The 24655-nt window shown below is 73.1% G+C and carries 22 protein-coding genes; 7 read left to right on the top strand and 15 right to left on the bottom strand.

Annotated elements, in window-relative coordinates:
• Nucleotides 1-62 precede the first annotated feature (62 nt).
• From Pme01_RS05620 to Pme01_RS05630, 3 genes are all read right to left on the bottom strand, one after another.
• Nucleotides 63-3002, bottom strand: coding sequence for a S8 family serine peptidase (locus tag Pme01_RS05620; protein ID WP_168117559.1), 2940 nt, complete (start codon nucleotides 3000-3002; stop codon nucleotides 63-65).
• A 109-nt stretch (nucleotides 3003-3111) separates the two neighbouring features.
• The gene (locus Pme01_RS05625; protein WP_168117560.1) at nucleotides 3112-4425 is read right to left on the bottom strand and encodes a flagellin N-terminal helical domain-containing protein; all 1314 of its coding nucleotides are present in this window, start codon (nucleotides 4423-4425) and stop codon (nucleotides 3112-3114) included.
• Nucleotides 4426-4545: 120 nt separating this feature from the next.
• A complete protein-coding gene (locus Pme01_RS05630; RefSeq protein ID WP_168117561.1) occupies nucleotides 4546-5880 on the bottom strand; it encodes a class I adenylate-forming enzyme family protein in 1335 nt (444 codons plus the stop codon).
• A gap of 90 nt (nucleotides 5881-5970) precedes the next feature.
• Here Pme01_RS05630 and Pme01_RS05635 point away from each other — a divergent pair, with 90 nt between their 5' ends.
• Both Pme01_RS05635 and Pme01_RS05640 read left to right on the top strand, forming a co-directional pair.
• Nucleotides 5971-6351: a tetratricopeptide repeat protein gene (locus Pme01_RS05635; protein WP_203935456.1), complete on the top strand. Its 381-nt coding sequence runs from the start codon at nucleotides 5971-5973 to the stop codon at nucleotides 6349-6351.
• A gap of 93 nt (nucleotides 6352-6444) precedes the next feature.
• Nucleotides 6445-7032 (top strand): DUF4142 domain-containing protein, encoded by a 588-nt coding sequence (locus tag Pme01_RS05640; RefSeq protein WP_168117562.1) that lies wholly within the window; start codon nucleotides 6445-6447, stop codon nucleotides 7030-7032.
• Between the two features lie 9 nt (nucleotides 7033-7041).
• Here the strand turns inward: Pme01_RS05640 and Pme01_RS31385 are convergent, their stop codons facing one another.
• The gene (locus Pme01_RS31385; RefSeq protein WP_275408498.1) at nucleotides 7042-7167 is read right to left on the bottom strand and encodes a hypothetical protein; all 126 of its coding nucleotides are present in this window, start codon (nucleotides 7165-7167) and stop codon (nucleotides 7042-7044) included.
• A 174-nt stretch (nucleotides 7168-7341) separates the two neighbouring features.
• On the opposite strand from Pme01_RS31385, the gene Pme01_RS05645 reads away from it, so the two are divergent.
• Nucleotides 7342-7788 carry a GNAT family N-acetyltransferase gene (locus Pme01_RS05645; protein WP_239088040.1) on the top strand — a complete coding sequence of 149 codons (447 nt, stop codon included), beginning with the start codon at nucleotides 7342-7344 and terminating at the stop codon, nucleotides 7786-7788.
• Here Pme01_RS05645 and Pme01_RS05650 read toward each other — a convergent pair.
• From Pme01_RS05650 to egtA, 6 genes are all read right to left on the bottom strand, one after another.
• Nucleotides 7765-9087: an ATP-binding protein gene (locus Pme01_RS05650; protein ID WP_168117563.1), complete on the bottom strand. Its 1323-nt coding sequence runs from the start codon at nucleotides 9085-9087 to the stop codon at nucleotides 7765-7767. The two genes, Pme01_RS05645 and Pme01_RS05650, sit on opposite strands and share 24 nt — an antisense overlap.
• 121 nt (nucleotides 9088-9208) lie before the next feature.
• Nucleotides 9209-9475 (bottom strand): hypothetical protein, encoded by a 267-nt coding sequence (locus Pme01_RS05655; protein WP_168117564.1) that lies wholly within the window; start codon nucleotides 9473-9475, stop codon nucleotides 9209-9211.
• Nucleotides 9476-9622: 147 nt separating this feature from the next.
• Nucleotides 9623-10594 carry an L-histidine N(alpha)-methyltransferase gene (gene egtD, locus Pme01_RS05660; RefSeq protein WP_168117565.1) on the bottom strand — a complete coding sequence of 324 codons (972 nt, stop codon included), beginning with the start codon at nucleotides 10592-10594 and terminating at the stop codon, nucleotides 9623-9625.
• On the bottom strand, nucleotides 10591-11340 hold the full coding sequence (egtC, locus tag Pme01_RS05665; RefSeq protein ID WP_168117566.1) for an ergothioneine biosynthesis protein EgtC: 750 nt from the start codon (nucleotides 11338-11340) through the stop codon (nucleotides 10591-10593). Before egtC ends, egtD begins: the two co-directional genes overlap by 4 nt.
• The gene (gene egtB, locus Pme01_RS05670; protein ID WP_168117567.1) at nucleotides 11340-12656 is read right to left on the bottom strand and encodes an ergothioneine biosynthesis protein EgtB; all 1317 of its coding nucleotides are present in this window, start codon (nucleotides 12654-12656) and stop codon (nucleotides 11340-11342) included. Before egtB ends, egtC begins: the two co-directional genes overlap by 1 nt.
• Nucleotides 12653-13897: an ergothioneine biosynthesis glutamate--cysteine ligase EgtA gene (gene egtA / locus Pme01_RS05675; RefSeq protein ID WP_168117568.1), complete on the bottom strand. Its 1245-nt coding sequence runs from the start codon at nucleotides 13895-13897 to the stop codon at nucleotides 12653-12655. The genes egtB and egtA overlap by 4 nt, the downstream gene beginning before the upstream one ends.
• A 223-nt stretch (nucleotides 13898-14120) precedes the next feature.
• On the opposite strand from egtA, the gene Pme01_RS05680 reads away from it, so the two are divergent.
• On the top strand, nucleotides 14121-14300 hold the full coding sequence (locus Pme01_RS05680) for a hypothetical protein (RefSeq protein ID WP_168117569.1): 180 nt from the start codon (nucleotides 14121-14123) through the stop codon (nucleotides 14298-14300).
• A gap of 4 nt (nucleotides 14301-14304) precedes the next feature.
• On the opposite strand, the gene Pme01_RS05685 is transcribed toward Pme01_RS05680, so the two are convergent.
• Nucleotides 14305-15750 (bottom strand): serine/threonine-protein kinase, encoded by a 1446-nt coding sequence (locus tag Pme01_RS05685; RefSeq protein ID WP_168117570.1) that lies wholly within the window; start codon nucleotides 15748-15750, stop codon nucleotides 14305-14307.
• Between the two features lie 334 nt (nucleotides 15751-16084).
• Between Pme01_RS05685 and Pme01_RS05690 the strand changes: the two genes are divergently transcribed.
• Nucleotides 16085-16384 (top strand): DUF6232 family protein, encoded by a 300-nt coding sequence (locus Pme01_RS05690; protein WP_168117571.1) that lies wholly within the window; start codon nucleotides 16085-16087, stop codon nucleotides 16382-16384.
• Nucleotides 16385-16542: 158 nt separating this feature from the next.
• Here the strand turns inward: Pme01_RS05690 and Pme01_RS05695 are convergent, their stop codons facing one another.
• Nucleotides 16543-17523: a pirin family protein gene (locus Pme01_RS05695; RefSeq protein ID WP_168117572.1), complete on the bottom strand. Its 981-nt coding sequence runs from the start codon at nucleotides 17521-17523 to the stop codon at nucleotides 16543-16545.
• 173 nt (nucleotides 17524-17696) lie between these two features.
• On the opposite strand from Pme01_RS05695, the gene Pme01_RS05700 reads away from it, so the two are divergent.
• On the top strand, nucleotides 17697-18584 hold the full coding sequence (locus tag Pme01_RS05700) for a DUF72 domain-containing protein (protein ID WP_168117573.1): 888 nt from the start codon (nucleotides 17697-17699) through the stop codon (nucleotides 18582-18584).
• Here Pme01_RS05700 and Pme01_RS05705 read toward each other — a convergent pair.
• The 3 genes from Pme01_RS05705 to Pme01_RS05715 all read right to left on the bottom strand — a co-directional run bounded on the left by Pme01_RS05705 (nucleotide 18567) and on the right by Pme01_RS05715 (nucleotide 23997).
• Nucleotides 18567-20885, bottom strand: coding sequence for a putative bifunctional diguanylate cyclase/phosphodiesterase (locus Pme01_RS05705; RefSeq protein ID WP_168117574.1), 2319 nt, complete (start codon nucleotides 20883-20885; stop codon nucleotides 18567-18569). The two genes, Pme01_RS05700 and Pme01_RS05705, sit on opposite strands and share 18 nt — an antisense overlap.
• A 1-nt stretch (nucleotide 20886) precedes the next feature.
• Nucleotides 20887-22098, bottom strand: coding sequence for an FIST signal transduction protein (locus Pme01_RS05710; RefSeq protein ID WP_168117575.1), 1212 nt, complete (start codon nucleotides 22096-22098; stop codon nucleotides 20887-20889).
• A gap of 195 nt (nucleotides 22099-22293) precedes the next feature.
• The gene (locus tag Pme01_RS05715; protein WP_239088041.1) at nucleotides 22294-23997 is read right to left on the bottom strand and encodes a S8 family serine peptidase; all 1704 of its coding nucleotides are present in this window, start codon (nucleotides 23995-23997) and stop codon (nucleotides 22294-22296) included.
• 209 nt (nucleotides 23998-24206) lie between these two features.
• On the opposite strand from Pme01_RS05715, the gene Pme01_RS05720 reads away from it, so the two are divergent.
• Nucleotides 24207-24641, top strand: coding sequence for a MarR family winged helix-turn-helix transcriptional regulator (locus tag Pme01_RS05720; protein ID WP_168117576.1), 435 nt, complete (start codon nucleotides 24207-24209; stop codon nucleotides 24639-24641).
• Nucleotides 24642-24655 lie beyond the last annotated feature (14 nt).

Below are 24655 nucleotides of genomic sequence, written 5' to 3' on the forward strand. Positions count from 1 at the left end.
CCGTAACGATGAGGGGCATGGTTGAAGGGCACCGTGTCGCCACGGTGCCCTTCAACCAACCATTAGATCTGTACGCCCCGGCACTGCACCGTCTGGCAGCGGGTCGCCGCCCACAGCCCTGCCGGCGGGTTGAGGACCGGCGCCAGCTTCAGCCCGTTGCGCTCGGTCGCCGCGCCGAGCTTGAGCGGGTCACGCCGGGTTGCCCCGGTCGGCCCGGCCGGCGTCGGCTTCGGGGTGGTCCCCGGGGTTGAGCTGCCCGGAGCCGGCGTGGTGGGCGCCGGGGTCGCACCGGACACCGCGTCGTAGCGGAACGCCTTCGCCATCGTCACCGACTTGCCGGTCGGGTCACCGACCGTCACGTCGACGATCGAGCCGGCCGTACCCGGCGGCGTGATCACGGTCAGGCTGGCCGGACCGCGGCTCGACACGTACGCCCCGACCCCGCCGATCTTCACCACCGGGGAGGCGGGGAAGCCGGATCCGGTGATCATCACCGCGGTACCCCCGCCGGCCGGTCCGTTCGCGGGCGTCACCGACGTGATGGTGATGCCGTTCCCGGTGACCGGCGACGGTGCCGGCGCCGGAGCCGTGGTCTGCGTCGGGCCGGGCGTCGTGGGCTTGGTACCCGGGGCCGTCGGCTGTGCCGTCACAGTCGTGCCCGGCTGGGGGGCGGTGGTCGGCTTCGGCGTGGTCCCGGTCCCCGGCTGCGGGCTGGTACCCGTACCGGGCTGCGGGCTCGTGCCGGTTCCCGGCTGCGGGCTGGTGCCCGTGCCCGGCTTCGGGCTGGTGCCGGTTCCCGGCTGCGGGCTGGTGCCCGTACCCGGCTTCGGGCTCGTGCCGGGCGCCGTCGTCGGGCCGGTCGTCGGCCGGGGGCCGCTCGTCGGCTGCGTGCCGGGCGCCGTCGGCGCAGGCGTGGTTGTGCCCGGCTTGGGCGCGGTCGTCGTCGGCGTGGTCGTACCGGGCCGCGGTGTGCTGCCGGCCGGCGTGGTGGTCGTCGGCGCGGGCGTCGGGCCGCCCGGCGCCGGAGCGGTGGTGCGCGGCTCGCCGACCGTGAAGACGACCGCGTTCGACCGGCCGTACGCGTACCCGGGGTCGGCTACCGACACCAGGTCCACGACGACGGCGTAGTCACCGGCGGGCAGCGTCGTACCGACCGCCACCCGGATGCCGTCGCCGGTCAGGGTGGTGTCCGCCCCGTCCACACCGGCCTCGGGGCCGAGCAGGAACTGGCCGTTGGCGTCGGTGGTGACCTCGGCGCCGTTCAGCGTCACCGGCTGGTCGAGCACGGCGTAGGTGGTGCCGTCGACGTTGGTGAGCAGCGTCGCCCGCGGCGTGACCGCGGTCCCCGCCGGTACCGCGCCCGCAGCCGCCTTGACGGTCAGGGTGCCGGTGTGCGGCGTGTCCGGAGTGAACTCGTTGAACGCGGCCGCGTCGACGGTGAACCCGCTCGCGGCGAGCGCGCGGTCGGCGTTGAGCCGGGCACCGGTGACCGACTTCCCGCTGTACACGCCGACCCGGTCCGCGGTGTCCATCAGCCGCTGCCGCACCTCGGACGGGGGCATTCCCGGATCCGCCGACATCACCAGCGCCGCGGCGGCGGCCACGTGCGGTGCCGCCATCGAGGTGCCCTGCATCGACGCGTACCCGTTGGGGACGGTGGAGACGATGTAGTGGCCGGGCGCGAACAGGTCGACCGTGGTCGCGCCGTAGTTCGAGAAGCCGGCGATACCCTCGGCGGCGGTCGACGCGCCCACCGAGACGATGTTGTCCAGCGGCAGGTCGGCCGGCCAGACGGCTGCTGCGTCGGTGTTGGTGGCGTCGTTGCCGGCCGCGGCGACGACCACGACGCCCTTGCTGCCCGCGTACGCGATCGCGTCCTGCAGGTCCCGCACGGCCTCGATCGGCGTCGAGCCGGGCTTGTTGCCCAGGCTGGCGTTGACGACCTTCGCGCCGTTGTCGGCGGCGTACCGGATGGCCCGCGCGACGTCGGAATTCCACATCGATCCGTTGGCGCTGACCTTCAGCGACATGATCGTCGCACCGGGGGCCAGGCCCGCGGTGCCCTGGCCGTTGTTCGGGACGGCCGCGATCGTGCCGGCCACGTGGGTGCCGTGGTCGTTGCTGTCGGCGGGGTCGTAGATGGTGCTGTCGTTGTGGACGAAGTCGTAGCCCTCGCAGTCGTCGACGTAGCCGTTGCGGTCGTCGTCGACGCCGTTGCCGCAGACCTCGTTCGGGTTGCGCCACAGCGGCGGCAGGTCGGGGTGGTTGTTCTGGACGCCGGTGTCGACCACGGCGACGATGACGCCGGTACCGGTACCGCGCCGGTTGGCCTCCACCCCGTCGACGTCCGCGTCCGCGACGGCCGGGTAGCCGCCGACCGTGCCGCCCTTGTTCTCCAGCGCCCACAGCGACGAGCGGTACGTGTCGTCCGCGGTGGCCTGCAACAGCACGTCCGAGCGGGTGGGCAGGCCCGACAGCGCGGACACCCGGTCGGCCGGCAGGTTACCGGTCACCTTCCAGGTGGTCGGGCTGACCGGCTCGAGGTCCACCACGTCCGGGTTGGACGCCAGGGCCAGCAGCGGTGCGGGTACGTCCTTGGCGGCGGCCTTGCTCGTGGCCGGCGAGGTCGGCACCGCCCCGGCGCCGGCTGTCACGTCGACGCTGCTGCCGTCGGTCAGGATGGCCAGCACCCGGCCGTTCTGGTCGCGTTCGAGGCGGTCCACCCGGCCCTGGAGCCGGGACAGCGCGGCCAGGTCGACACCGGCGTCCGCCGGTCCGGCGTTCCCCGCCGGTGCGGTCCGACCCGCCGGCACGATCGGCGTGCCTGCCGGTACGTCAACCAGCACGTGCTGGTACGAGTCGGCAGCGGGTTGGGGCTGCTGCAGGGGCCGCAACGGCAGATAGTCCGGGCGCGATATCGCCACGGCCGCAGTCGCCGTGCCGGCCATGACGGCGGCGAGACCGCCGACCATGAGCCTTCTTCGAAGCCTGTTGGTCTTCACGCGCGGTCCTCCCCGTCGACGCACGATCAATGGATCATCAGGACATCCGATCGCCGTAGCGGCCCGGGTGAACGACGGGTGCGGACCGGTTGCAGGGGCTTTTACTTCGTCACGCCGCGAGGTCGAGCAGGGATCCACGGCGGCCGAGACCGCCCAACAGTCGCTGGATCAGGTCCGCGTGCGCGGCCCGTGCGGTGGACAGCACCGCGATCCCGGCGGAGAACCGGCTCTGCGCGAGAGCCAGCTGCACCGAGGCGGCGCCCAGGTCGGCGTCGCTGATCCGGGACGCCGCCTCGGTCAGGTTGTCCGCGGTGACGTCCGCGAGCCGTGCCGACGAGGTCAGCGCGTTCGTCTGCGCTCCGAGCGTGGTGCGCGTCGACATCACCTGTGCCAGCGCGCTGTCGACGGCGTCGATACCCGCCTGACCGGGCGCCCAGCCGGTCAACCCCAGCGCCTGCGTGTCGAGCAGCGGAATCAGGATGTCGAACCCGTCGCCGGCGTCCGGTCCCTCCTGGACGTACAGCCGCAGTGGCTGCTCCCGCTGGGCGGGTACCTCCGGCCGGCCGGGGACGCCCGGTGTGGCGTCGGCCCCGACGGTCGTCGTCGGATTGTCCAGGCCCAGCGCGGCCGTGGCCCCGCCCGCCACGGTCACGCTGCTCGTCGGGCCGGTGTCGCCCGCGGTCACGGTCAGCGCGCCGCCGGCGGTGAGGGAGAAGGTCACCCCGGCCACGGCCGCGGCGGTCGCCGCGTCGGCGCCGGCGAGGGCGGTCGTCCACGCCGCCCGTACCCCGGTCAGGGCGTCCTGCGCGGTGGCGTACGTGCCCGGTGCGAGGTGCAGCGTGAGGCTGCTGCCCCCGGTGGACACGGTCAGGTCGTCCCCGGCCGCGGCCGGGGGAGCGGCACCGCCGACCGTGAAGGCGCCGAGCGGTGACCCGGTCAGGACCGCGGGTTTCGCGGGTACCGGAGGGACCGGCGCCACGGCGGGTTGGTACGGCACGGCGGTTCCGGGCTGCCCGGCGAACACCGCCCGGCCGGACAGGCGCAACGCCAGCAGCGCGTCGATGTGGGCCAGGCCCTGCCGCGACTCGGCGCCGAGGGCGGCCCGGTCGTCCGGGCCGAGAGCCCCGCTGCCGGACTGCACGCCGAGGTCACGCAGCCGCTGCAGGACGCCGGTGACGGTTGCGAACACGCCGTCGATGACGGTGAGGCCGTCGATGACCTCCCGTACGCCCTTCGCCGCGACCGTCAGCCCACGCGCCCGGGTGGTCAGGGCGGTGGAGGTGCTCAGGCCGGCGGCGTCGTCGGCGGCCGAGTTGATGCGCCGTCCCGAGATCAGGCCGGCCTGCGCGGCCCGGACGGCGGCAGCCGATCGCCCGAGCGCGTTGACCGCGCTCGCGCCGCCGCTCATCCCGATCCCGATCACGGTGTCACCTCGGCCCTCCCCGGCTGTTCGGGACTATCGGCGCCGAGCCGGGTGACCTGAGGGGAATCGGGCGGGTGCCCACGGCGCAATCGGGTGGCGGCGCGCAACCGAGCGGCGGCGTCACTCCCCGACCGGTGTCAGCCCCAGGTAGGCGGGCAGGTCCAGGCGGCGGACCTTGCCGGTACCGGTACGGGGCAGGTCCGCCACCAGGTGGTAGTCCTTGGGGCGCCGAGCCGGCGGGAGCCGCTCGCGCGCGTACGCGTCCAGCTCCTCGGCGGCGACCGACCCCACCACGGCCGCGCTCAGCCGCTGGCCCCACCGTTCGTCGGCGACGCCGAACACGGCGACCTCGTCGACGCCGGGGTGTTCGGCGAGTACCAGTTCGACCTCCCGCGGGTACACGTTGACGCCGCCGGTGATGACCAGGTCGTCGCGGCGGCCGTCGAGGTAGAGGTACCCGTCGGCGTCGAGCCGGCCGGCGTCGCCGACGGTGAACTCGTCGCCGTGCCAGGCGGCCGCCGTCTTGGCCGGGTCACCCCAGTAGCTGAACCGGGCGTGCGCCGGTACCCGGCACCAGATGACACCGTCGGCATCGACCCGCAGTGCCCGACCCGGCCGCGCCCGCCCGACGCTGGTGGGCCTGTTCTCCCACTCGGCCGCGGAGCAGGCGGTGAACTGGCCCTCGGTGGAGCCGTAGAACTCGTACACCGAGCCCGCTGGGAACGTGTCCACGACGCGGCGCTTCAGCGGGTACGGGCAGGGCTCGCCGGCGTGGGCGAGCAGCCGGAAGTCGGAGAGGTCGGGCAGGCCGGGGCCGGCGTCCGCGGCGGCGAGGAGCCGGCGCAGCTGTGTCGGTACGCAGAACGCGGTCGTGGGCCGGGCTCGGCGGATCACGTCGAGCACCCGCGCCGGATCGAAGCGGCCGGGCAGGATCACCGTACCGCCGCTGAGCAGGGTGGACGTGGCGAACCGCAGCGGCGCCGAGTGGTACAGCGGGGAGAACACCAGATGCCGGTCGTCCGGGCCGAACCCCCAGAGCGTGACCTCCTCGTCGAGCAGTGCGCGGGCGGCAGGCTCGTCGAGCACGCCCGACCAGACGCCCTTGCGCCGCCCCGTGGTACCGGAGGTGTAGTGCATGGGGCGGCCCAGCGGTACCGGCGCCAACTCGGCCGGCGGCCCGCCGAGCAGCCGGTCGAGCGCGGCGGCGTCGTCCACGACGAGCCCCGGCCGGCAGTCGGCGAGCAGGTCCGCGCGCTCGGCTGCCGACAGCGCGGGGTCGAGCACCACCGGGATGACGCCGCGGCGCAGCGCACCGAGGACGGCGGCGAGCAGGCCGGCGGACGGCTCCAGCAGCAGCGCCACCCGGTCACCGGGGCCGAGCCCCGCCGCGGTGAGCGCTCCGGCGACCCGCTGCTGTCGCGCCTCGCTCTCCGACGCCGTCACGATCTCGACCATTGCCGAACGGTACCCGCCCGGCCGACTGGGAACATGAACGGTGGAGGCGCTGTTGCCGGGGTACACGAGATCCTCAAGGGGGACGGTGCGGTGGATCTTTACGCGGAGTACGAGCGGGCCGTCAGGTCGTTCGACGCGGGTGACCCGATCGGCGCGGCCAACACGCTGGCGCCGGTCGTGGCGGCCGAGCCCGACAACACGTCCGTACGACTGCTGCTGGCGCGGGCGTACTACCACTCGGCCCAGCTACGCCGGGCCGAGGAGCAGCTGCGCTGGCTGATCGACCGGGACCCGACCGACCATTACGCGCACTTCGTGCTCGGCCGCACCCTCGAGCGCCTGGGGAAGCCGGGGGAGGCGCTGCCGCACCTGCGGATGGCGCTGGCGATGCGGCCCCTGGACGACTACGCCGACGCGTTGCGGCGGGTGGAGGCGCGGGCGGCCGGCCGTGGTGGCGGTACCCGCCGTTAGGTCGCGGTGGTGGTACACGCCGTTACTACTGGGTAGTGCACAACCTCGGTGAAGGCAAGCTCGGTACCACAAGCGCCCCCACCGGAGGTTGTCATGCGGTTACCCTTCGTGGCTGGAATCGTGGCCGCCGTGTGCGCGGCCCTAGCGGCCCCCACCGCGGCGGTGGCGCAACCGGCCAGCCCCACCCCGGACGGCCCTGTCCCCAGTGGACAGCTCAGCGCCCGGGACAAGGCCTTCCTCAACGTCGCCGGCCAGGGCGCGCGGTTCGAGGTGGTCAGCGGCAAGCTCGCCGCGGACCGGGCCGCCAACCCGAGGGTACGGGCATTCGGCGAGCGGATGGCCCGCGACCACGGCAAGGAGTACGAGCAGTTGCAGCAGCTCGGCCGTAGTCTCGGAGTGACGCCGCCGAGCGGTCCCGGTCCCGATCAGCAGAAGGTGCTCACCATCTGGCAGAGCCTGCGTGGCGGGCCGTTCGACTGCTCGTACGCGCCGGTGATGTACGCCGACCACGAGGACGATGTCGGCATGTACCTGCTGATGTCGGCACACGCCGACGACGCCCGGGTCCGCGCGTTCGCCAAGGCACAGGTGCCGGTGCTGCAGACGCACCTGGCGCTGGCCGACAAGAACCTCACCGGACTGAACTGTTCGGCGCCGCCACGGGCACCCTCGGCTTCGTGACGGCGCGCCTCAGGCGGTCATCGAGATGATGCCGGCAAGGCCGAGCAGAGCCATGACGCACACCGCGATCAGGGGCATCCGGTCGGCACCCGCCACGTTGGTCCGGTCACGGGTGTCGATTTCGATGGTCGTCATTGTGTGCGCCCTCCTGCGGTCCGTGCGGTACGGGGTCGCGGCGAACGGGTCGTGCCCGCCGGCCTGTAGGTGGGTTACCCGGCCACACCCGCTGCGACACGGTGAATCGACGAGAATGACGGGACGAGGGTCACACCCAGCGGGAGAACGGGCGCGGTGGCATAGGGTCTGCGCGTGGAGATCGAGACGATCCGGGAGGTCACCGACGAGGTCGTGGCGGCGTTCGCGCGGCTGCTTCCGCAGTTGTCGTCCTCGGCCGACCCACCCGATCGGGCGTCCCTGGGTCGGGTGGTCGCCGCCGAGCCGAACACCGTGCTGGTCGCGCGGTCAGCCGGGCGGATCGTCGGCACCCTCACGCTGGTCACCGTGCCCATGCTGACCGGGGTGCGCTGCCGGATCGAGGACGTGGTGGTCGACTCCAGCGCGCGCGGGCAGGGCGTCGGCGCCGAGCTCACGACCGCCGCGCTCCGGCTCGCGCGCGAGGCCGGCGCCGGGTCGGTCGAGCTGACCTCCCGCGCGTCGCGGATCGCCGCCAACCGGCTGTACCAGCGGCTGGGCTTCCAGCGCCGGGAGTCCAACCTGTACCGGTACCCGCTGTCAGGACCCGCGGAGCTTCCGTAGCCGGCTCTGCGCGAGCGCCACCAGCGGCGCGTCCCCGGCCCGGTCGGCCGCCTCGACGGCCCGTACCAGCAGACCCTCCGCGTCCGCAGTGGCCTGGCGGTCGGCGGCGTCGACGGCGGCGAGCAACCAGCCGCGCGCCGCCCGGGACCAGTCCCCGACGGCGGCCGCGTGCCCCGCCATCGCCTCCGGGAGGTGTTCGAGCAGGTCGGCGGCGCGGCCGTGGTGCCGGGCCCGTACCGGGTCCGCGGTCGTGCCGTACAGGATCTCCCGCACCAGCTCGTGGGTGAACCCGTAGCCGCCGTCGGCCGGCGCCAGCAGTCCGGCGGACAGGGCTGCCTCGCAGTGCCCGGCCGCCACCGGCAGCGGCAGGTCGACCAGGCGGGCCAGGGTCGCGGGGTCCACGGTGACCCCGAGTACGGCCGCGGCGCGCAGGACCTCTGCGGTCTCGTCGTCCACCCGGTGCAGCCGCGCCAGGACCGCCGCCTCCAGCGACTCCGGCACCCCGTCCGCGCCCGCGTCCAGGGCCCGCAGCGCCTCCAGTACGGACAGTGGGTGGCCGCGGGTGCGGGACCGGAGGTCGGCGTCGAGCCCGGACCAGCCGGCGTCGGCCGCCCACCGCGTGACCGCCGCCGGTGACAGCGGCCCGAGGTCCACCCGGACCGCGACGTCGGCGAGCGCGTCGAGGGTGGCGTCGCCCTGCGGCGTGCGTACGGTCGCGACGACGAGCAGCCGGGTACCCGTACCGCGGGCCAGCTCACGGAGCAGCCGGACGGTCGTCGACCCCGCGTGGTGGAGGTCGCCCAGGAGCAGCAGGACGGGTTCCTGCGCTGCGAGGTCCCGTAGCGCGCCGGTGACCGCCGCGTCCGCGAGGTGCCGCCGTAGCGCCGGTACCGCCGACGTCGGACCGAACACCGACGCGGCCTGGGGGATCAGCGCGGCGAGCGTCGCGGCCCGCTGGCCGGCGAGCCGGCGCAGGGTGTCGGGCGCCAGACTCGCCACGTGGTCGCCGATGGCCTCCACGAGCGGCTGCAACAGCAGCGACCGCTCCGCCTCCTGGCAGCGCGCCGACAGCACCACACCACCGGTACGGCGGGCAAGCCGGGCCGCCTGCGCGGCGACCCGGCTCTTGCCGATGCCGGCCTCGCCGGCGATCAGGACGAGCGACGGTCGGCCCCGCGTCGCCCCGGCCCATGCCGCGCCGAGGCGGAACACCTCGGACTCCCGCCCGAAGATCGGCGGACGCTCCGGGTCGGGGTTGGTCATGACGCAGCCGGCGTCGGCCTCCTCGCCTGTCACCATGCAGCCAAGCCTAGAGGCGGGACGGCGCGGGGGCCGGGTAGTGGTGCCCGACTGCGGTGTCCTACCGGTGATGAGGTGGGTGTCGGTGGTCGAACCGTCCGGCTTGGACCGGTCGAGGAGCCTATGCCCCCGGCGGCGGGGGAGGCGGTGGCTGGCGACGGCGCCGTACCAGCATGACGGCGAGCACGACCGCGAGCACCACGACCAGGCAGCAGCAGCCGCCCAGGAGCCCGGTGCCGCCGCGGCGCGGGCTGCGGGCCAGCTCGTTGCCGACCAGCGCCACGCCGGGACCGCTCTGCGCCCAGGCCGCCGCTGGCAGCAGCCACAGGGCAACGGTCGCCGCCGTCGCCGCTGTCAGCCACAGCCACCATCGCTTTACCGGTTCCATACCAGTTCCTTCCGCCGGCTCAGGCCCGAGCGTACGACCAGGGATCTACCCTCCGGCCGCCCACTGCTAACCAAGATCGTCACAACTTGCCCGACGTCGTGGCCTCGAGACCACCCCGAGGCCACGACGTCCCGACGTGGTGAGGATCTACACGGCCTGGGAGAGCGAGACGCCGAACAGGCCGTCCGGGTCGGTCCACCACCGCCGGAGCGCGAACCCGGCCGACTCCAGCTCCCGCGCCAACCCCTCGCGGCGGAACTTGGCCGAGATCTCGGTCCGTACCTCCTCACCCTCGTCGAACTCCACGACGAGGTCCAGGCCGGCGATCGGTACCCGCATCGCCTCCCGGGCCCGCAGTCGCATCTCGATCCACTCGTCGGCCGGATTCCACACCGCCACGTGGTCGAACGCCTCCGGATCGAACGAAGCGCCCAGCTCCCGGTTGACCACCCGCAGCACGTTGCGGTTGAACTCGGCGGTCACGCCGGCCGCGTCGTCGTACGCGGGCAGCAGGATCCGCTCGTCCTTGACCAGGTCGCTGCCGAGCAGCAGCCACTCGCCGGGTTCGAGGACCGCGCGCAGGGCGGTCAGGAACTCCCGGCGCTCGGCGGGCAGCAGGTTGCCGATGGTGCCGCCGAGGAACGCGACGAGCCGGGTGGCGCCGCCGGGCAGTACGCGCAGGTGCCGGGTGAAGTCGCCGACGATGCCCCGTACCGAGAGGTTCGGGTACTCCGCCGTCAGCGCGGCCACCGCGTCGCGCAGCGCCGCCGCCGAGACGTCCAACGGGACGAAGGTGCCGAGGGAGCCGTGCCGGGACAGGGCGTCCAGCAGCAGGCGGGTCTTGTCCGACGAGCCGGAACCCAGTTCGACGAGGGTCTTCGCCACGGTGACGTCCGCGATCTCGGTGGCGTACGCGGTGAGGACGGCCCGCTCGGCGCGGGTCGGGTAGTACTCCGGCAGGCGGGTGATCTCCTCGAAGAGTTCGCTGCCCCGCGCGTCGTAGAACCACTTGGGCGGTAGCCACTTCGCGGGGGCGGTCAGCCCGGCCCGGACGTCGTCGCGCAGCGACCGCGCCAGGTCGGACTCGTCGAGGTGGATCTCCAGTTCGGGTACGGTCACTGCCTGCCCCAATCGGTGATGTCGACGGCGTCGGGGGTGGCGACGACGAGCTTCCCGTCGGGTACCGGCGCCCAAGCGGCGTCGTCGTCGAGTGGTTCGGAGCTGACCACGACGGATCCTTCGGTCCGCCGCACGGACAGGGCGTGGCCGGCGGTGGTGGCGGCGATCCGGGCACCGTCGGTGAGCAGCAGGTTGAGGCGCGATCCCGGCGCGGCTGCGGCCGTCTCGGCGACCGTCTCCGCCAGCGCTTCGGGCAGCGGCGCGCCGGCCCGCAGCCGGGCCCGTACCAGCGCCCACAGCAGCGCGGCGTCGCTGGGTGCGTCGAGGGTCAGCAGGTCGCCGGTCGGCAGCCGCCCGGCGAGCTTGGCCATCGAGTCGGGCCAGTCCGTGACGGCGCCGTTGTGGCTGAACAGCCAGGGCCCGTCGGTGAACGGGGCGACCGCGGTCTCGGTCACCGGCATCCCGGGCGTGGCGTTGCGTACCGCCGCGAGGACGGCGCGCGAACGCGCGCCGGCCGCGACCGGGGCCAGGTTGCCGTCCGCCCACATCGGACAGTTGCGCCGGTACCGCAGCGGGGTCGCCGCGGCCTGCGGGTACCAGCCGAAGCCGTACCCGTCGGCGTTGATCGTGCCGCCGCCGCGCATGTCCTTGGGCGCGTAGGACTGGCGCAGCAGCGAGTGCGGCGGCTCGGTCAGCAGCCGGGCCAGCGGCACCGGCGGCCCGAGGTAGGCCAGGTGACGGCACATCAGCCCAGCTCCGACAGGTGGGCGTCGCGGGCGCAGCGGAGACCGCTGAAGATCTGTCGGCGGATCGGGTAGTCCCAGTTGCGGAACGTGCCCCGGCAGGCCGCCGCGTCGGTACCGAACGAGCCGCCGCGCAGCACCTTGTACTTCGGCCCGAAAAACACCTCCGAGTACTCCCGGTAGGGGAACGCGGCGAAGCCCGGATAGCCGGCGAAGTCGGAGGCGGTCCACTCCCACACGTCGCCGATGAGCTGGTGTACGCCGGCCGGCGACGCCCCGGCCGGGTACGCCCCCGCGACCGCCGGGGCGAGGTGGCGCTGGCCCAGGTTGGCGTGGTGCTCCTGCGGGTCCTCGTCCCCCCACGGGTACCGGCGGGAGCGCCCGGTCGCCGGGTCGAAGCGGGCGGCCTTCTCCCATTCGGCCTCGGTCGGCAGCCGCTTGCCGGCCCACGCCGCGTACGCCTGCGCCTCGTGGAAGCAGACGTGCACGACCGGCTCGTCGGGGTTCACGGCCTCGGTCCGGCCGAAGCGGGTGTACGCCCACCAGTCGCGGTCGCGCAGCCAGTGCATCGGCGCGGTCAGGTCGGCCCGTACCCGGTGCTCCCAGCCCTCCGGCGTCCACCATCGGGGCTGGTCGTACCCGCCGTCGGCGATGAACCGGGCGTACTCGCCGTTGGTGACGCACGCGGCGTCCATGAAGAACGCGGGTACGTCGACGGTGTGCGCGGGCCGCTCGTTGTCCAGCGCCCAGGCCTCGGTGGAGGTACCCATGGTGAACGGGCCACCGGGGATGAGCACCTCATCGCCGACCCGTACCGCGGCATCCGGCGGGGACGGTGCCGTCAGTACGGGAGCGCCGACCCGCAGTTGATGGGTGGCGAGCATGGTCTCGTCGTGCTGCTGCTCGTGCTGCACGATCATCCCGAACGCGAACGCGTCCGTGGTGAGCCGGCGGCCCTCCAACGGCACCGCGTCGAGCAGGTCGAGCACCTTGTCGCGTACGGTCCGCACGTAACCGCGGGCCTCCACCGGTCCGAGCAGCGGCAACTGCGGCCGGTCGCGGCGGGGGTGCTGGAACGCGTCGTAGAGCTCGTCGATGTCCCGGCGTACCGGGTCACGCCCGCCGACGTCGCGTACCAGCCACAGCTCCTCCTGGTTGCCGACGTGTGCCAGGTCCCACACCAGCGGGGACATCAGTGGTGAGTGCTGCCGGACCAGGTCGTCGTCGTCCACGGCGTCGGTGAGCAGCGCGGTACGTGCCCGGGTGCGCTCCAGTTCGACCGCGACCCGATCGCGCAGCCGCTCGGTCTCATCGGTCATGCGAAATCCTTCCGTGATCCCAGGGGGAGGCCGCCGGCGAGTCGGCGGTCGAGGACGTCAAGCACGGTGGCCTGCGCGGTCACCGACAGGTCGGTCCCGCTGAGCGCCCGCGCCGTCACGTCGGCCACCCGGGCGGCGGCCGCCGCGAACGCGGGGTCGGCGAGGCCCAGCCGGGCGGCGTCCCGCCAGCGGCCTTCGGTCGGCTCGCACGCCGCCCGCGCCTCGTCCAGGGCGTGGGCGTCACCCAGCAGCGCGGCCACGACCGCGACCGGGGCGAACCACTCGCCGCCCGGCTGGGTGTCGAGGAACCGCAGCTCCAGGTACCCGCGGGGGCGTACCGGCGGGAACAGGGTGCCGAGGTGGTAGTCCAGGTCGTCGGTGGTCGGCGGGCGGGGGAGCGCGCCGGCGATCCAGTCGGCGAACGTGACGCCGGCCGGTACGTCCCAGTTCGGGCCGAGACCGCGTACGCACAGCAGCGGCGCTGCGAGGGCGTACCGCGCCCAGGCCAGCGCGGGATCGGCGGCGGCGCCGACCGGACCGGTGCGCCGCAGGTCCATGCCGAGCCACGTCCGCATTCGGGCCGAAGCCCAGCCGCTGTCGCGGCCGGCGTACCGGCGGGCCGTGGCGAAGAGGGCGACCAGGGCGGGACCGAGCGCGTGCACCGCCGCCCAGCGGGCCGCGAGCCCGGACGGTTCGCCGGCGTCGACGCAGACCTGCAGCCCGGCGGTACTGCACATCATGGTGCGCCCGTGCGGGCCGTCCGCGTCGAACGCCCGCTGCATCGCGGTGTACCGAGGGGTTTCGAGCAACCGGCGCGGCGGGCGGTGCTGGTCGATCCCGGAATCGCCGAGCCTGAGGCCGGCCGCGCGCAGCCGCTCGGCCAGGTGGGCGATGTCGCCGTCGACCGTGTCGCGCAGCACGGTCAGCGAGGTGGCCGGGGCCGAGGAGATCTCGACCTGGCCGCCCGGCTCGAGGGTCACCAGGCCGCCGCCGGGTAACGCCTGGTGGGAGCCGTCGGGAACAAGGGTCGGTGGGGCGTGAGGGCCGAGGGCCCGGCGCAGCGACGCCGGGTCGAGCGGAGCCTCGGGATCGTCGCGGGCGTGCACGGTCCACTCCAGCTCCGCGCCGACGAGTGCCGGCGGCCCGGTCTTGAAGCAGATCGAGGCGATGTACCCCTCGGCCTCGGTCACCTCGTGCAGGATCGTCGCGCCGTTGGTGCGACGCTGCGGAACGCTCGCCATAAGCTCCCCGGGACCCGTGGACGGCTTCGCTTCCGAACGTACCCAAGAGTCGGCGCCGGGCACAGTGGAATCCGGCGAGCCGCCCGATGTTCACACAGATTGAGTGGTGCGTTCGACTCCTTCGCCTGGGCACCGGACCGGCCGCCGCACGCATGTCGAGGCCGCTCGGCGGGTAGCGGTATCACCGGGCAAGCAACGGAGGCGGGACGACATGGTGGCGAGAATGCTGCTGCGTTGGGTGCTGGTGATCGTCGCGCTCCCGCTGGTCGCGGCACTGATCCGACGGTTGAGTCAGGCTCTGGAGGAGCGCGGCGGGCGACCGACCCGTACCAGCGCCCTGTTGCGCCGCTCGGCGGAGGTGCTGGAGCGGGAGCGGGTGGGAACGTTCCGCCGACGGCGGTGAGCGGTCACCGGGACGGCAGTGGGAGGCTGGTGCCCCGGCTCAGCGGCGAGTCGCGGACGATCAGCCGGGTCGCGCGGGCGTCGGCCGGCGTGTCGAAGACCAGCGCGCCCTCGACGGTACGGCCCGGGTCGACCGGGGCGGTGAACGGCCGGGAAGCCTGCGAGTAGACCCAGGCCCACTCGTCGCCGGAGTACTCCGTGCCCGCCGAGTCCACCAGCCGCTGGCTGCCCATGAAGACCCGGCCGGCGTGCTGCCCGCCGGTGTTCGTGACGGTCAGGTCGACCAGGCAGAACCGGCCCTTTGCCTGTTTGCGCACCGGCCAGTCGCCGAGGGTCGTGTCCCCGCAATGCACGCCGGTGACCGTGAACGTGAGTTTGCCGTCCTTGGCGGTGGAGGTCGCCGGCTTCGCGACCGGGGTGGCGCCGGGCAGCGGTGCGGCGGCCGCCGGCCGGCTGGCGGGGTCGGCGGTGCCGGTCGCCCGGTCGGGCCGCTTGGCGACGAGCCAGCCCGCGGCCAGCAGCGTGGTGACGAGGACGACCGGGACCGGCCGCCACCGGCGGCGCCGGGGCAGGGCCGGCGGGGTGGCCGGAACACCGGGAGGCGGGGTCGGCGCGTGGGCCGGCGCGCCCGGGCCGCACAGGCCCACCACCAGGTCCCGGGCTCCTGGCCGGGCGGCGGGGGCGGGTCGCAGCGCCGCCTGGACCGCGGGCAGCAGGTGGGGCGGCAGGCCCGACAGGTCGGGTGCGCCGGTCCGCCGGTGCGGGGGCACCGGATGGCGGCCCGTGGCGGCCCAGGCGACCAGCAGCCCCCAGGCGTACACGTCGGCCGCCGGCCCGCCCGGATGCCCCGCCATCTGCTCCGGTGCGAGCCAGCCGGGCGTACCGAAGCGCGAACCCGGGTTCGCCATCGGGACGATCGCCCCCGCGACGCCGAAGTCGATGACCTTCACGCCGACCGGCGACAGCATGACGTTGCGCGGCTTGAGGTCACGGTGTACGACACCGGCGGCGTGGATGGCGGCCAGCGCCGCGGCGACGCCGACCGCCACCGCGTGGGCGTCGGACGCGCCGAGCGGGCCACCGCCGTCCACCCGGTCGCGCAGCGACATCCCCTCGACGTACTCGGTGACCAGGAACGGCGTCCGGGCGTCCGGGTCGGCGTCGAGGACACGCGCGGTGCCCGGACCGGCCACGCGCGCGGCGGCGGCGATCTCACCGGCGAACCGCTCGCGCAGGACCGGGTCGTCGCGCAGGTGCTCGCGCAGCAGTTTCAGCGCGACCGGCCGGCGTTGCCGGTCGAGGGCGAGGAAGACGGTGCCCATGCCGCCGGCGCCGAGCCGCCGCACGACGCGGTAGCTGCCCACCCGCCTCGGATCACCGGGCCGTAGGTCGCCGGGGCCCCAGCTCGACTGGTCGGCTCCCCGCTCGGTGATCCGGGTCCGTACGCGCACCTCTCCACGATGCATCGACAGTGCAACGACCAGGTCTCCAACGCGCCTCAACTCCGCCGATCGGCTGACCGCTACGGGGGAGCGACCTGCTGACAGCGCTCGTGCGGCCCAGGTCACGGCCAGATTACGAACAGGTATAGCGCTATCTGCTATATGGCAACTTGTGGCCTAGCGGACAGTGATGCGGCGCCGCATACTCAGGTTACCGGTCAGAAACAACCGCCTGTGGGTGAGAACGCACCGGCACCCGACGGGCCACCGGGTGGCATTGGCGCCTCAACTCCGCCGCGAGCGCACCCTCCTCCCCGCTCGCAAGGAACGAGAGGGCAGGGAGATGACGATCTACTACCGGGGCCCTGAGGTCTTGATTACCGACCAGGTCTTCGTCGCTCGCCGGCCTACCCCTCGGACGTTCGTGATCGACGAGCTGGACGACGTCCATGTGGTGGTGCTGACCATGCGCTGGTTCGGTCCGCGCCGTCACGAGCTTCGGGCCAGGCACCGCTCCGTCGCGGTGCTGCTGTTCGCGTCCTTCGACCCCACGACGTTCGGGCAGGTCAGGCGAGGTTTGATGCGCGCTGTGGAGTGCCAGCGGGAGCAGCGAGAGGAGTGCGGCGAGCTGGGCTACCGCTGACGTCGCACGCGACGCGCCCAGGCACCGCGTGACTCGGCGGTCCGGCCGTCGAGCGGTCCGCCGGACTGACCCGCCGGCAGCGCGGTCTCCCGCCGACCGGGAGGGGGCTGCGATGGTATGGGACACCGCAGCACCCACCCGGCCGGCGGGAGTTGGTCTCAGTCGGCTTCGCCGCGTACGTCCGTGTGGGCGGCGGGGATGCTGCCGAGGCGCCCCGCCTGGTAGTCCTCGAACGCCTGGACGAGCTCGGCCCTGGTGTTCATCACGAACGGGCCGTACGCGACGACCGGCTCGCGGATCGGCAGGCCGCCGAGCAGGAGGACGTCGAGCTGCGGGCTGCGGCTCTCCTGGCTCGCGTCGGCGGCCACGGTCACCGTGTCACCGGCGCCGAAGACGGCGAGCTGCCCGGCCTCGATCGGGCGCAGCTCGTCGCCGACCGTGCCCCGGCCGCCCAGCACGTACGCGAGGGCGTTGAAGTCCGTACGCCAGGGCAGCGACAGTGCCGCGCCCGGGCTGACCGTCGCGTGTACGAGCGTGATCGGGGTGTGCGTGGACCCCGGACCGGAGTGTCCGGCGACCTCACCGGCGATGATCCGTACCAGGGCGCCACCGTCGGCCGACGAGAGCAGGGCGACGCTGGTGGCGCGAATGTCCTGGTAGCGCGGTGGCGCGAACTTCATCACCTTCGGCAGGTTGACCCAGAGCTGGAAGCCGTGGAACAGGCCACCGCTCATGACCAGGTGCTCGGGCGGCGTCTCGATGTGAAGCAGGCCACTGCCCGCTGTCATCCACTGCGTGTCCCCGTTGGTGATCAGCCCGCCGCCGCCGTTGGAGTCGGAGTGGGCCATCTCGCCGTCGATCATGTACGTGACGGTCTCGAAGCCCCGGTGGGGGTGCCACGGGGTTCCCTTCGGCTCGCCCGGCGCGTACTCCACCTCACCCATCTGGTCCATGTGGATGAAGGGGTCGAGGGCGCGCAGGTCGACCCCGGCGAACGCCCGGCGTACCGGGAAACCCTCGCCCTCGAAGCCGCGCGGCGCCGTGGTGACCGAGACGACCGGGCGCGTACGGGCGGTCGCCGGATCGGACCCCGGGACGCGGGGGAGGACCAGGATGTCCTCGACGGTCACAGCAGGCATGGGAGCCCTCCAGGAAAGCTGGCCGGGGTCTGGTCCGTTCCGGCGCGTCCTCCACTGTACTTGCTCGAACAATATTACGCAAAGCAATAAAGTACGTGGAAGGCATCACATGATCAAGGAGATCCAGGGCGATCAAGTTGCCGGGGCACCGATATCGAGGTGGACTGGACCGCGTGGGCGAGATCCGGGTCGGTACCGCCTCGTGGACCGACAAGACGCTACTGGCCTCCGGCTGGTACCCGAACGGGGCCAACACCGCCGAGAAGCGCCTGGGGTACTACGCGCGCCAGTTCCCGCTGGTGGAGGTCGACGCCACCTACTACGCGCCGCCGGCGGAGCAGACCGCCAGGCTGTGGGCGCAGCGCACTCCCGATCACTTCACGTTCAACGTCAAGGCGTTCGCGCTGCTGACCGGGCATCCGGCGAAACCCACGGCGCTGCCGACCGATCTGCGCCCGGAGACCGACAAGAAGAACATCTACCCCAATGATCTTAAACCGCAGGTGTACGAGGACCTGTGGAGCCGTTTCCTGTCCGCGCTCGACCCGCTCGCGGACGCCGGCAAGCTCGGCGTGATCCTGTTCCAGTTCCCGCCCTGGTTCACCATCCGTAAGTCCAACAAGCAGTACATCCTGGAGGTGGCCGAGCGCTGCAAGCCGCTGCGGGTGGCGGTGGAGTTCCGGCACCAGTCGTGGTTCGCCGGTGACAACGCCGACGAGACCCTCGACTTCCTGCGCGAGCACGACCTGCCGTTCGTGGGAGTGGACATGCCGCAGGGGTACCGGTCCTCGGTACCGCCGCTGCTGGCAGCCACCTCGGACCTGGCCGTGGTCCGCTTCCACGGCCACAGCGACAACTGGACCAGCCACGACATCCAGGAGAAGTTCAGGTACCTCTACTCCGACAAGGAGCTGGCGGAGTGGGCGCCGCGGATCCGGCAGCTCGGGGACGAGGCCGATCAGACCCACGTACTGTTCAACAACTGCGCCGGCGACAACGCCCAGCGCAACGCCGCGGAGCTGATGAGCCTGCTGGAGTCGGAGTCAGGGGACGGGCAGTAGCAGGTCCGGGATCGTCCGCCCCTTCGCCAGCAGGGCGTCGACCTCGTGCGCCTGGAGCGGTTTGGAGAAGAGGTACCCCTGCCCGAGCTGGCAGCCGGACCTGCGGAGCTGTACGAGCTGGTCGGCGGCCTCGATGCCCTCCGCGACGGTGCTCAGCCGCAGCTTGCGGCCGAGCTGGACGATGGCGAGGGCGAGGGCGGAGTCGTCCGGTTCACCGGCGATCTCGTCCACGAACGACTTGTCGATCTTGATGATGTCGATCGGGAACTTCCGGAGGTAGGCGAGCGACGAGTACCCGGTACCGAAGTCGTCGATCGCCAGCCGCAGGCCCAGCGTCTTGAGCTGTCGCAGCCGCCGGGTGGTCGCCACGGTGTCCAGCAGCAGCAACGACTCGGTGATCTCCAGGACCAGGCAGGACGGGTCGAGCTGCGTCTCCAGCAGGATCTGCGCGACCACGCCGGGCAGGTCGGGCTGCTGGACCTGGCGGGCGGACAGGTTGACGCTGACCGTCAACGGCGGCTGCCCTCCCCGCCCGGCGTTCCAGGCACTGGCCTGCCGGCACGCCTCGCGCAGCACCCACCGGCCGATCGGCACGATCAGGCCGGTCTCCTCGGCGAGCGGGACGAACGTCGACGGCGCGATGACGCCATGCTCCGGATGGCGCCAGCGCACCAGCGCCTCGACCCCGGTCACCCGGCCCCCGGCCAGCTCCACGATCGGCTGGTAGTGCAGCACGAACTCGTTGCGGCCGACCGCCCGGCGCAGGTCGGCCTCCAGCTCCAGCGTGCTCGTCAGGGCGGCCTGCATCTCGCACTGGAAGATCTCGTACTGGCCGGTGCCGTTCTTCTTCGCGCGGTACATCGCCAGGTCGGCGTTGCGCATCAACTCCTCGCCGCACCCGGCGCCGTCGGTGTTGAACGCGACGCCGATGCTGGCGTTGACGAAGACCTCCTTGCCCGCGATCACGAACGGCTGGCCCAGCGCCTCATTGATCCGCTCGGCCACCGCGGTCGCCTGGCCGGCGTGGTCCACGTCGTGCAGGAGGACGGCGAACTCGTCGCCGCCGAACCGGGCGGCGCCGTCGGTACCGCGCAGGCAGGCGCGCAGCCGCTCGGCCACGCCGATGAGCAGGGTGTCGCCGGCCGCGTGGCCGAGGGAGTCGTTGACCACCTTGAACCGGTCGAGGTCGACGAAGAGGACCGCGAGCCGGGTCTGCTGCCGCGAGGCCCGGATCAGGCTCTGCTCCAGCCGCTCCATGAACAGCGCCCGGCTGGCCAGGCCTGTCAGCGAGTCGTGGTACGCCTCGTGCATCTTCTGGCGGGTGTTGTGGTCGGTCACGGCAAGGCTGACGTGCTCGGCGAAGACCTGCAACATCTCCTGCTCGCCCCGGCTGTAGGTGCGCGGGGAGAACGAGGCGACGACGAGCGCGCCGGCCACGTCGCCGGCGTCGTGGACGGGTGCCGCCATCGCGGCCCGCAGCCGGGCGGCCGCCGCCTCGGGGGCGTGGTGCGGGGAGGCGGTGTAATCCTCCATCACCACCAGCTCGCCCTGGTGCACGGCGCGGCCGGCCGCACCGGCGTCCTGGACGCTCACCCGCCACACCTCCCTGGCGAGCTCGGGCGGCACGCCGGTGTGCGAGACGAGTACCAGCATCCGGGGATCGTCCGGGTCGCGGATCCGCAGGCCGACCACCTCGTCGTCGGCGAACAGCTCCTTCGCGCTCGCGGTGATCGTGTCCAGGGTCTCGGCCAGCGGCTCGCGGCGACTGATCGAGCGCTGGATCCTCGACATCTGCTCCAGTAGCCGGTTGCGGTCGCGCAGCGAGGCGAGGAGCCGTACGTTCTCGTCGGCCTGCCGCCGCTCGGCCTCGATGCGGTGCAGGTTCTCGATGGTCAGGTCGAGCACCCGCGCGATGCCCCGGAGCAGGCTCACCTCGTCGACGGTGAACCCGTCGTCACCCGAGCGGGCGATGACCAGATGCCCGGGTACGGGCCCGCGCAGCGGCGTCACGGCGGTGTGGCACGGGCCGGCGCCCGGTACGTCGATCCGGCACCGGTCCCCGGCGACCACGTCGGTCAACTCGGCCACCGGCACCCGGCCCAGGGGAAAGCCGACGGAGCTGACCACGGCGTCGGCCCCCTGGCCGTCGCGCCGCAGCAGGACGGCGACCTCGGCCTCGAGCGCTCGGGCCGCGCGTTCGGTGGCGACCCGTGTGGCCGATCGGGTGTCGGGCATCGCCGACACCGAAGCGAGGAACTCGGCGAGCTGCTGGGTGGAGAGGGCGGTCGTGGATGGCAGCATCTCAGGCCACCGCGAGGACGACCAGCGTCTGGTTGTGGAAGCCGTTGATGCCCCGGGTCCGCCCGATCTCGCCCCACGTGTACATGCCCGCGACCGGAGCGCCGCCGGCCTGCCCCGTCATCCGGGCGAACTCTCGGCCCGTTCCCTCCGGGCCGAGGAACCGGCCGCGCGACTCGCAGTCGAACGCCACCAGCCCCAGCGGCGGCTGCCCGCCGAGCGCCTCCACCGCATCCCGGCAGGCGTCCGTCGCGGCGGCCAGCACCGACTCCTCGTCGCCCACCATCGGCCAGACGAGGCAGCCCTCAGGAACCTCGCCGCTGGAGCACAGCAGGCCGTCGCGCAGCAGCGCCGGTGAGCTGACGCCGCGAACTTCCACGCCGCTGCGCCGCCGGATGCCGATCGGCCGGGACTGCGCGAAGTTCGAGAAGGTCGCCGGGTCGGTGTAGGCCTCCGGCGGCGCGTCCAGTCGCTGCAGGTACGCCGACAGGGCCGGGCGGTCGTCGAGCGTGAACACGTCACCGCCGGTACTCTTCGTCACGATCATCGGCTCGCCGACCTCGCGCCAGCCGTGGCGGAGCGCCACGCCGAGGGGGCCGTCGGAGGCGATCGACGCGCCCACCACCGAACCGGTCAGCACCTCGTCGCCGTGCAGTTGGAACGTGCGCGGCTCGGTCGGATAGTGCGGACTCGACGAGCCACCGAGCAGGGGTACGCTCGCGCCGACCACGCTGTACGCCCCGGCCAGGATCTCCTCCTGCCCGGACCGCAGACCGTCGGTGAGCAGGACGAGCACCTGGTGCGGGCGGTCTTCGACCAGCCCCGCCGTCATGGCGACGGTCGCGCCCGCGGCGCGCTGCTGCCCGTTCGCGCCGTCGGCGGCGGCGGTGACCACGGAGAAGCCGGGGCCGCCCAGCGCCACCACGACGACGCCGTCCTCGATGGGCCCGGCCGGCCCGATGACGGCTCGGGATGAGCACCCGATCAGCGGTACTCCGGCACCGACCGCCCTGATGCCGGCGAGGACCGCCCGTGGATCGCGCAGCGCGGAGCAGAAGACCATCAGCAGCCGCGGACTCGCGCCGGTCAACGCCGCCCGCGCCGCGATCTCGCCGGCCAGGCGCGGGTCGGTGGCTGCCGACCTGCCGACGGAGAGCCAACGGTGGGCCGTGGCCGCCGGGCTGGGGACCGGGGTGGGGTCCTCCGTCAGATCCATGACCTTAGTTTTGGGCACCGTGCCCCGCCCTTCAAGGTTGCCTGCGCAAACCGGCCACAAAGGAGGGTGCGTGGGGTCTCGGCGGCCGACGCCGAGGGGGAGTGTACGCGGCGGTGAGCCGGGGCGGGCGCCCGACGTATCCACCGACGGCGATGCCCGGGCCGGGTCGACGGACCCGGCCCGGGCATCTGGACGTCAGCGCTCGACGTTCCTGGCCGTCACGGCGGCGTACGCGTCCACGATGCCGTGCCCGTAGAACCCGTTGAACCGCTCGTCACCGGCGCAGTAGGCGTCGAACTCCGGCGACTGCCCCTCCGCGGCGTAGCTGCGCAGCCGCGGCTCGGGGCAGGCGTGCCGGGCGGCGGTACCGGTCAGTACGGACTCCACCGTGGACGGAGCCATGGTCAGCGTGCCGGCGTGCGCCCGGTCCGGCTTGCCGAACCTGCTCACGATCAGGGCGGCGACGCCCGCCGCGTGCGGCGAGGCCATCGAGGTGCCCTGCAGGTACGTGTAGTACCCGCACCTGCCGTCCGCGGTGCACTCCTTGAACACCGTGGCCGCGGCGGCCGGCACCACGTTGCCGTCCGCGTCGACCAGCTTCTTCTCCTGCAGCACCTTCTTCGGGTACGTGGACAGGATCCGGTTGCCGGGGCTGAGGTACGACGGGGTGCCGACGAAGTCGCGGGCGAAGCCGCCCGGCGCGGACACCGAGATCTGCTCGGTGCCGTAGTTGGAGTAGTCGGACTTGCCGCCGGACGGGCCAAGCGCCGACACGCCGATCACGAACGGGCCCTCGACCGGCAGGTCCAGGCAGGCCCGGTTGTCGATCGGGCGGTCGTACGCGGCGCCGTCCGGGTAGTCCGGGCTGCTCTTGTCGGTACGCGGGTTGCCGAGGTCCTCGTGGTTGTTGCCGAGCGCACCGACCAGCGTCACTCCCCGCAGGTGGGCGTAGGTCAGCGCCCGGGTCATGGCCTTGATGATGGTGCGCTGCTCGGCCTGTGCGGCCGGCGCGTCGGCCGAATTGCTGACGCAGTTGTACAGCCACGGGTCGAGGTAGAACGACATGTTGACCACGTCGAGGCCGGCGTCGCCGGCGTGGGTCAGGGCGTTGACGACCGGCTCGAGGAAGAACAGGCCGGCGTCCTGGCCGCCCTTGAGCTCCACCAGGGACACGTTGGGCGCGACGCCGGAGACGCCGAAGCCGTTCGCCGCGGCGCCGATGGTGCCGGCCACGTGCGTGCCGTGCCCGTTGTCGTCGGTGCCGACCGGGTCCAGGCAGCTGGCGACCTCGCAGGGGCCGTCCGCCTCGGGGATGTCCTTGGCGAAGTTGCGTGACAGCTTCCAGTCGAAGTTGGCGGCGATGTCGGGGTTGCTGGCGTCGACGCCGGTGTCGAGGACGCCGACCGACACCCGGCGGTCCCCGGCGGTCACCGTGCGGGCCAGGTCGGAGCGGACCATCCGCAGCCCCCACAGCTTGTCGTCGAGGGGGTCCATGCCGGCGATCTTGGGGCCGGCCTTGGCGGGCGTGGTCGCGGCGGTCGGGCCGAAGGCCTCCTGCTCCACGTCGGACTTGCGGGGTGCCGGCGCGCGGCCGATCGGGGTGCGGTGCGCGGCGCCGGTCAGCTTCGGTGACGCGGCCACGCTGTCGGTGAAGCCGGAGGCCGGGCCGGTCACCCGGAACATGCCGACCGCGTCGTTGCGCTCCACGACCCGTCCGCCGGCCCGCTCGATGGCGGCCACCGCGTCCCTGGTACCGACGTTGTCCGCCGCGAGCACGGTGTACTCGGTCGACCCGCCGTTCTCCGCGGCGGCCGGCGACGCGGCCGCGCCGAGCCCGGCGCCCGTCACGACGAGCGCGGCGGCGACCAGCGAGCGCCTGATGCGCCGATGTCTTGTCACCTGTCACTCCCTCTCCAACTGGTGCCGACATGACATCGGACTTCGGCCGCGCATGCCAGGTGTCACAGCCGATGTCATCCCTTTCGGGCACCCTCGCTGTCGACCCTCGACGGACGCTGGGCGGCACGGACGATCAGAAAAGCCGCATATAGGGTGCCGGCACGGGGGAGTATAAGTAGCTTCTATAAGCGCCTGATATAAATGCCCGCATGGCGAACGGCGGCAACCCCGACCCGACCCAGCTGGCGATCAGCTTCGAGCGCCTGTTCATCTCGGCGGTGCGGCTGAACCCGCGTACGGATATCAGCCTGACCGCGGTGTCCACGCTCCGCACCCTGGAGCGGGACGGGCCGCACCGCCTCTCGGAGCTGGCGGTCAAGGAGGGCGTCACCCAGCCGGCAATGACCCAGCTGGTCTCCCGGCTCGAACGCGACGGGCTGGCGCGGCGCTGTACCGACCCGACCGACGGCCGGGTGGTGGTCGTACGCCTCGCCGACGCCGGACGGGACCTGCTCTCGGCGCGGCGCGAGGCGCGGGCGCAGAGGCTGTCCGAGCTGATGGGCGCGCTGGCCGACGACGACCGGGCGGCGATCCTCGCCGCGCTGCCGGCACTGGACCGCCTGGCCGACCTACTCCCGCCGTGACGGATGACACCACG

Origin of the sequence: Planosporangium mesophilum (genome assembly GCF_016863255.1) — a bacterium.
Taxonomy (GTDB): Bacteria; Actinomycetota; Actinomycetes; order Mycobacteriales; family Micromonosporaceae; genus Planosporangium; species Planosporangium mesophilum.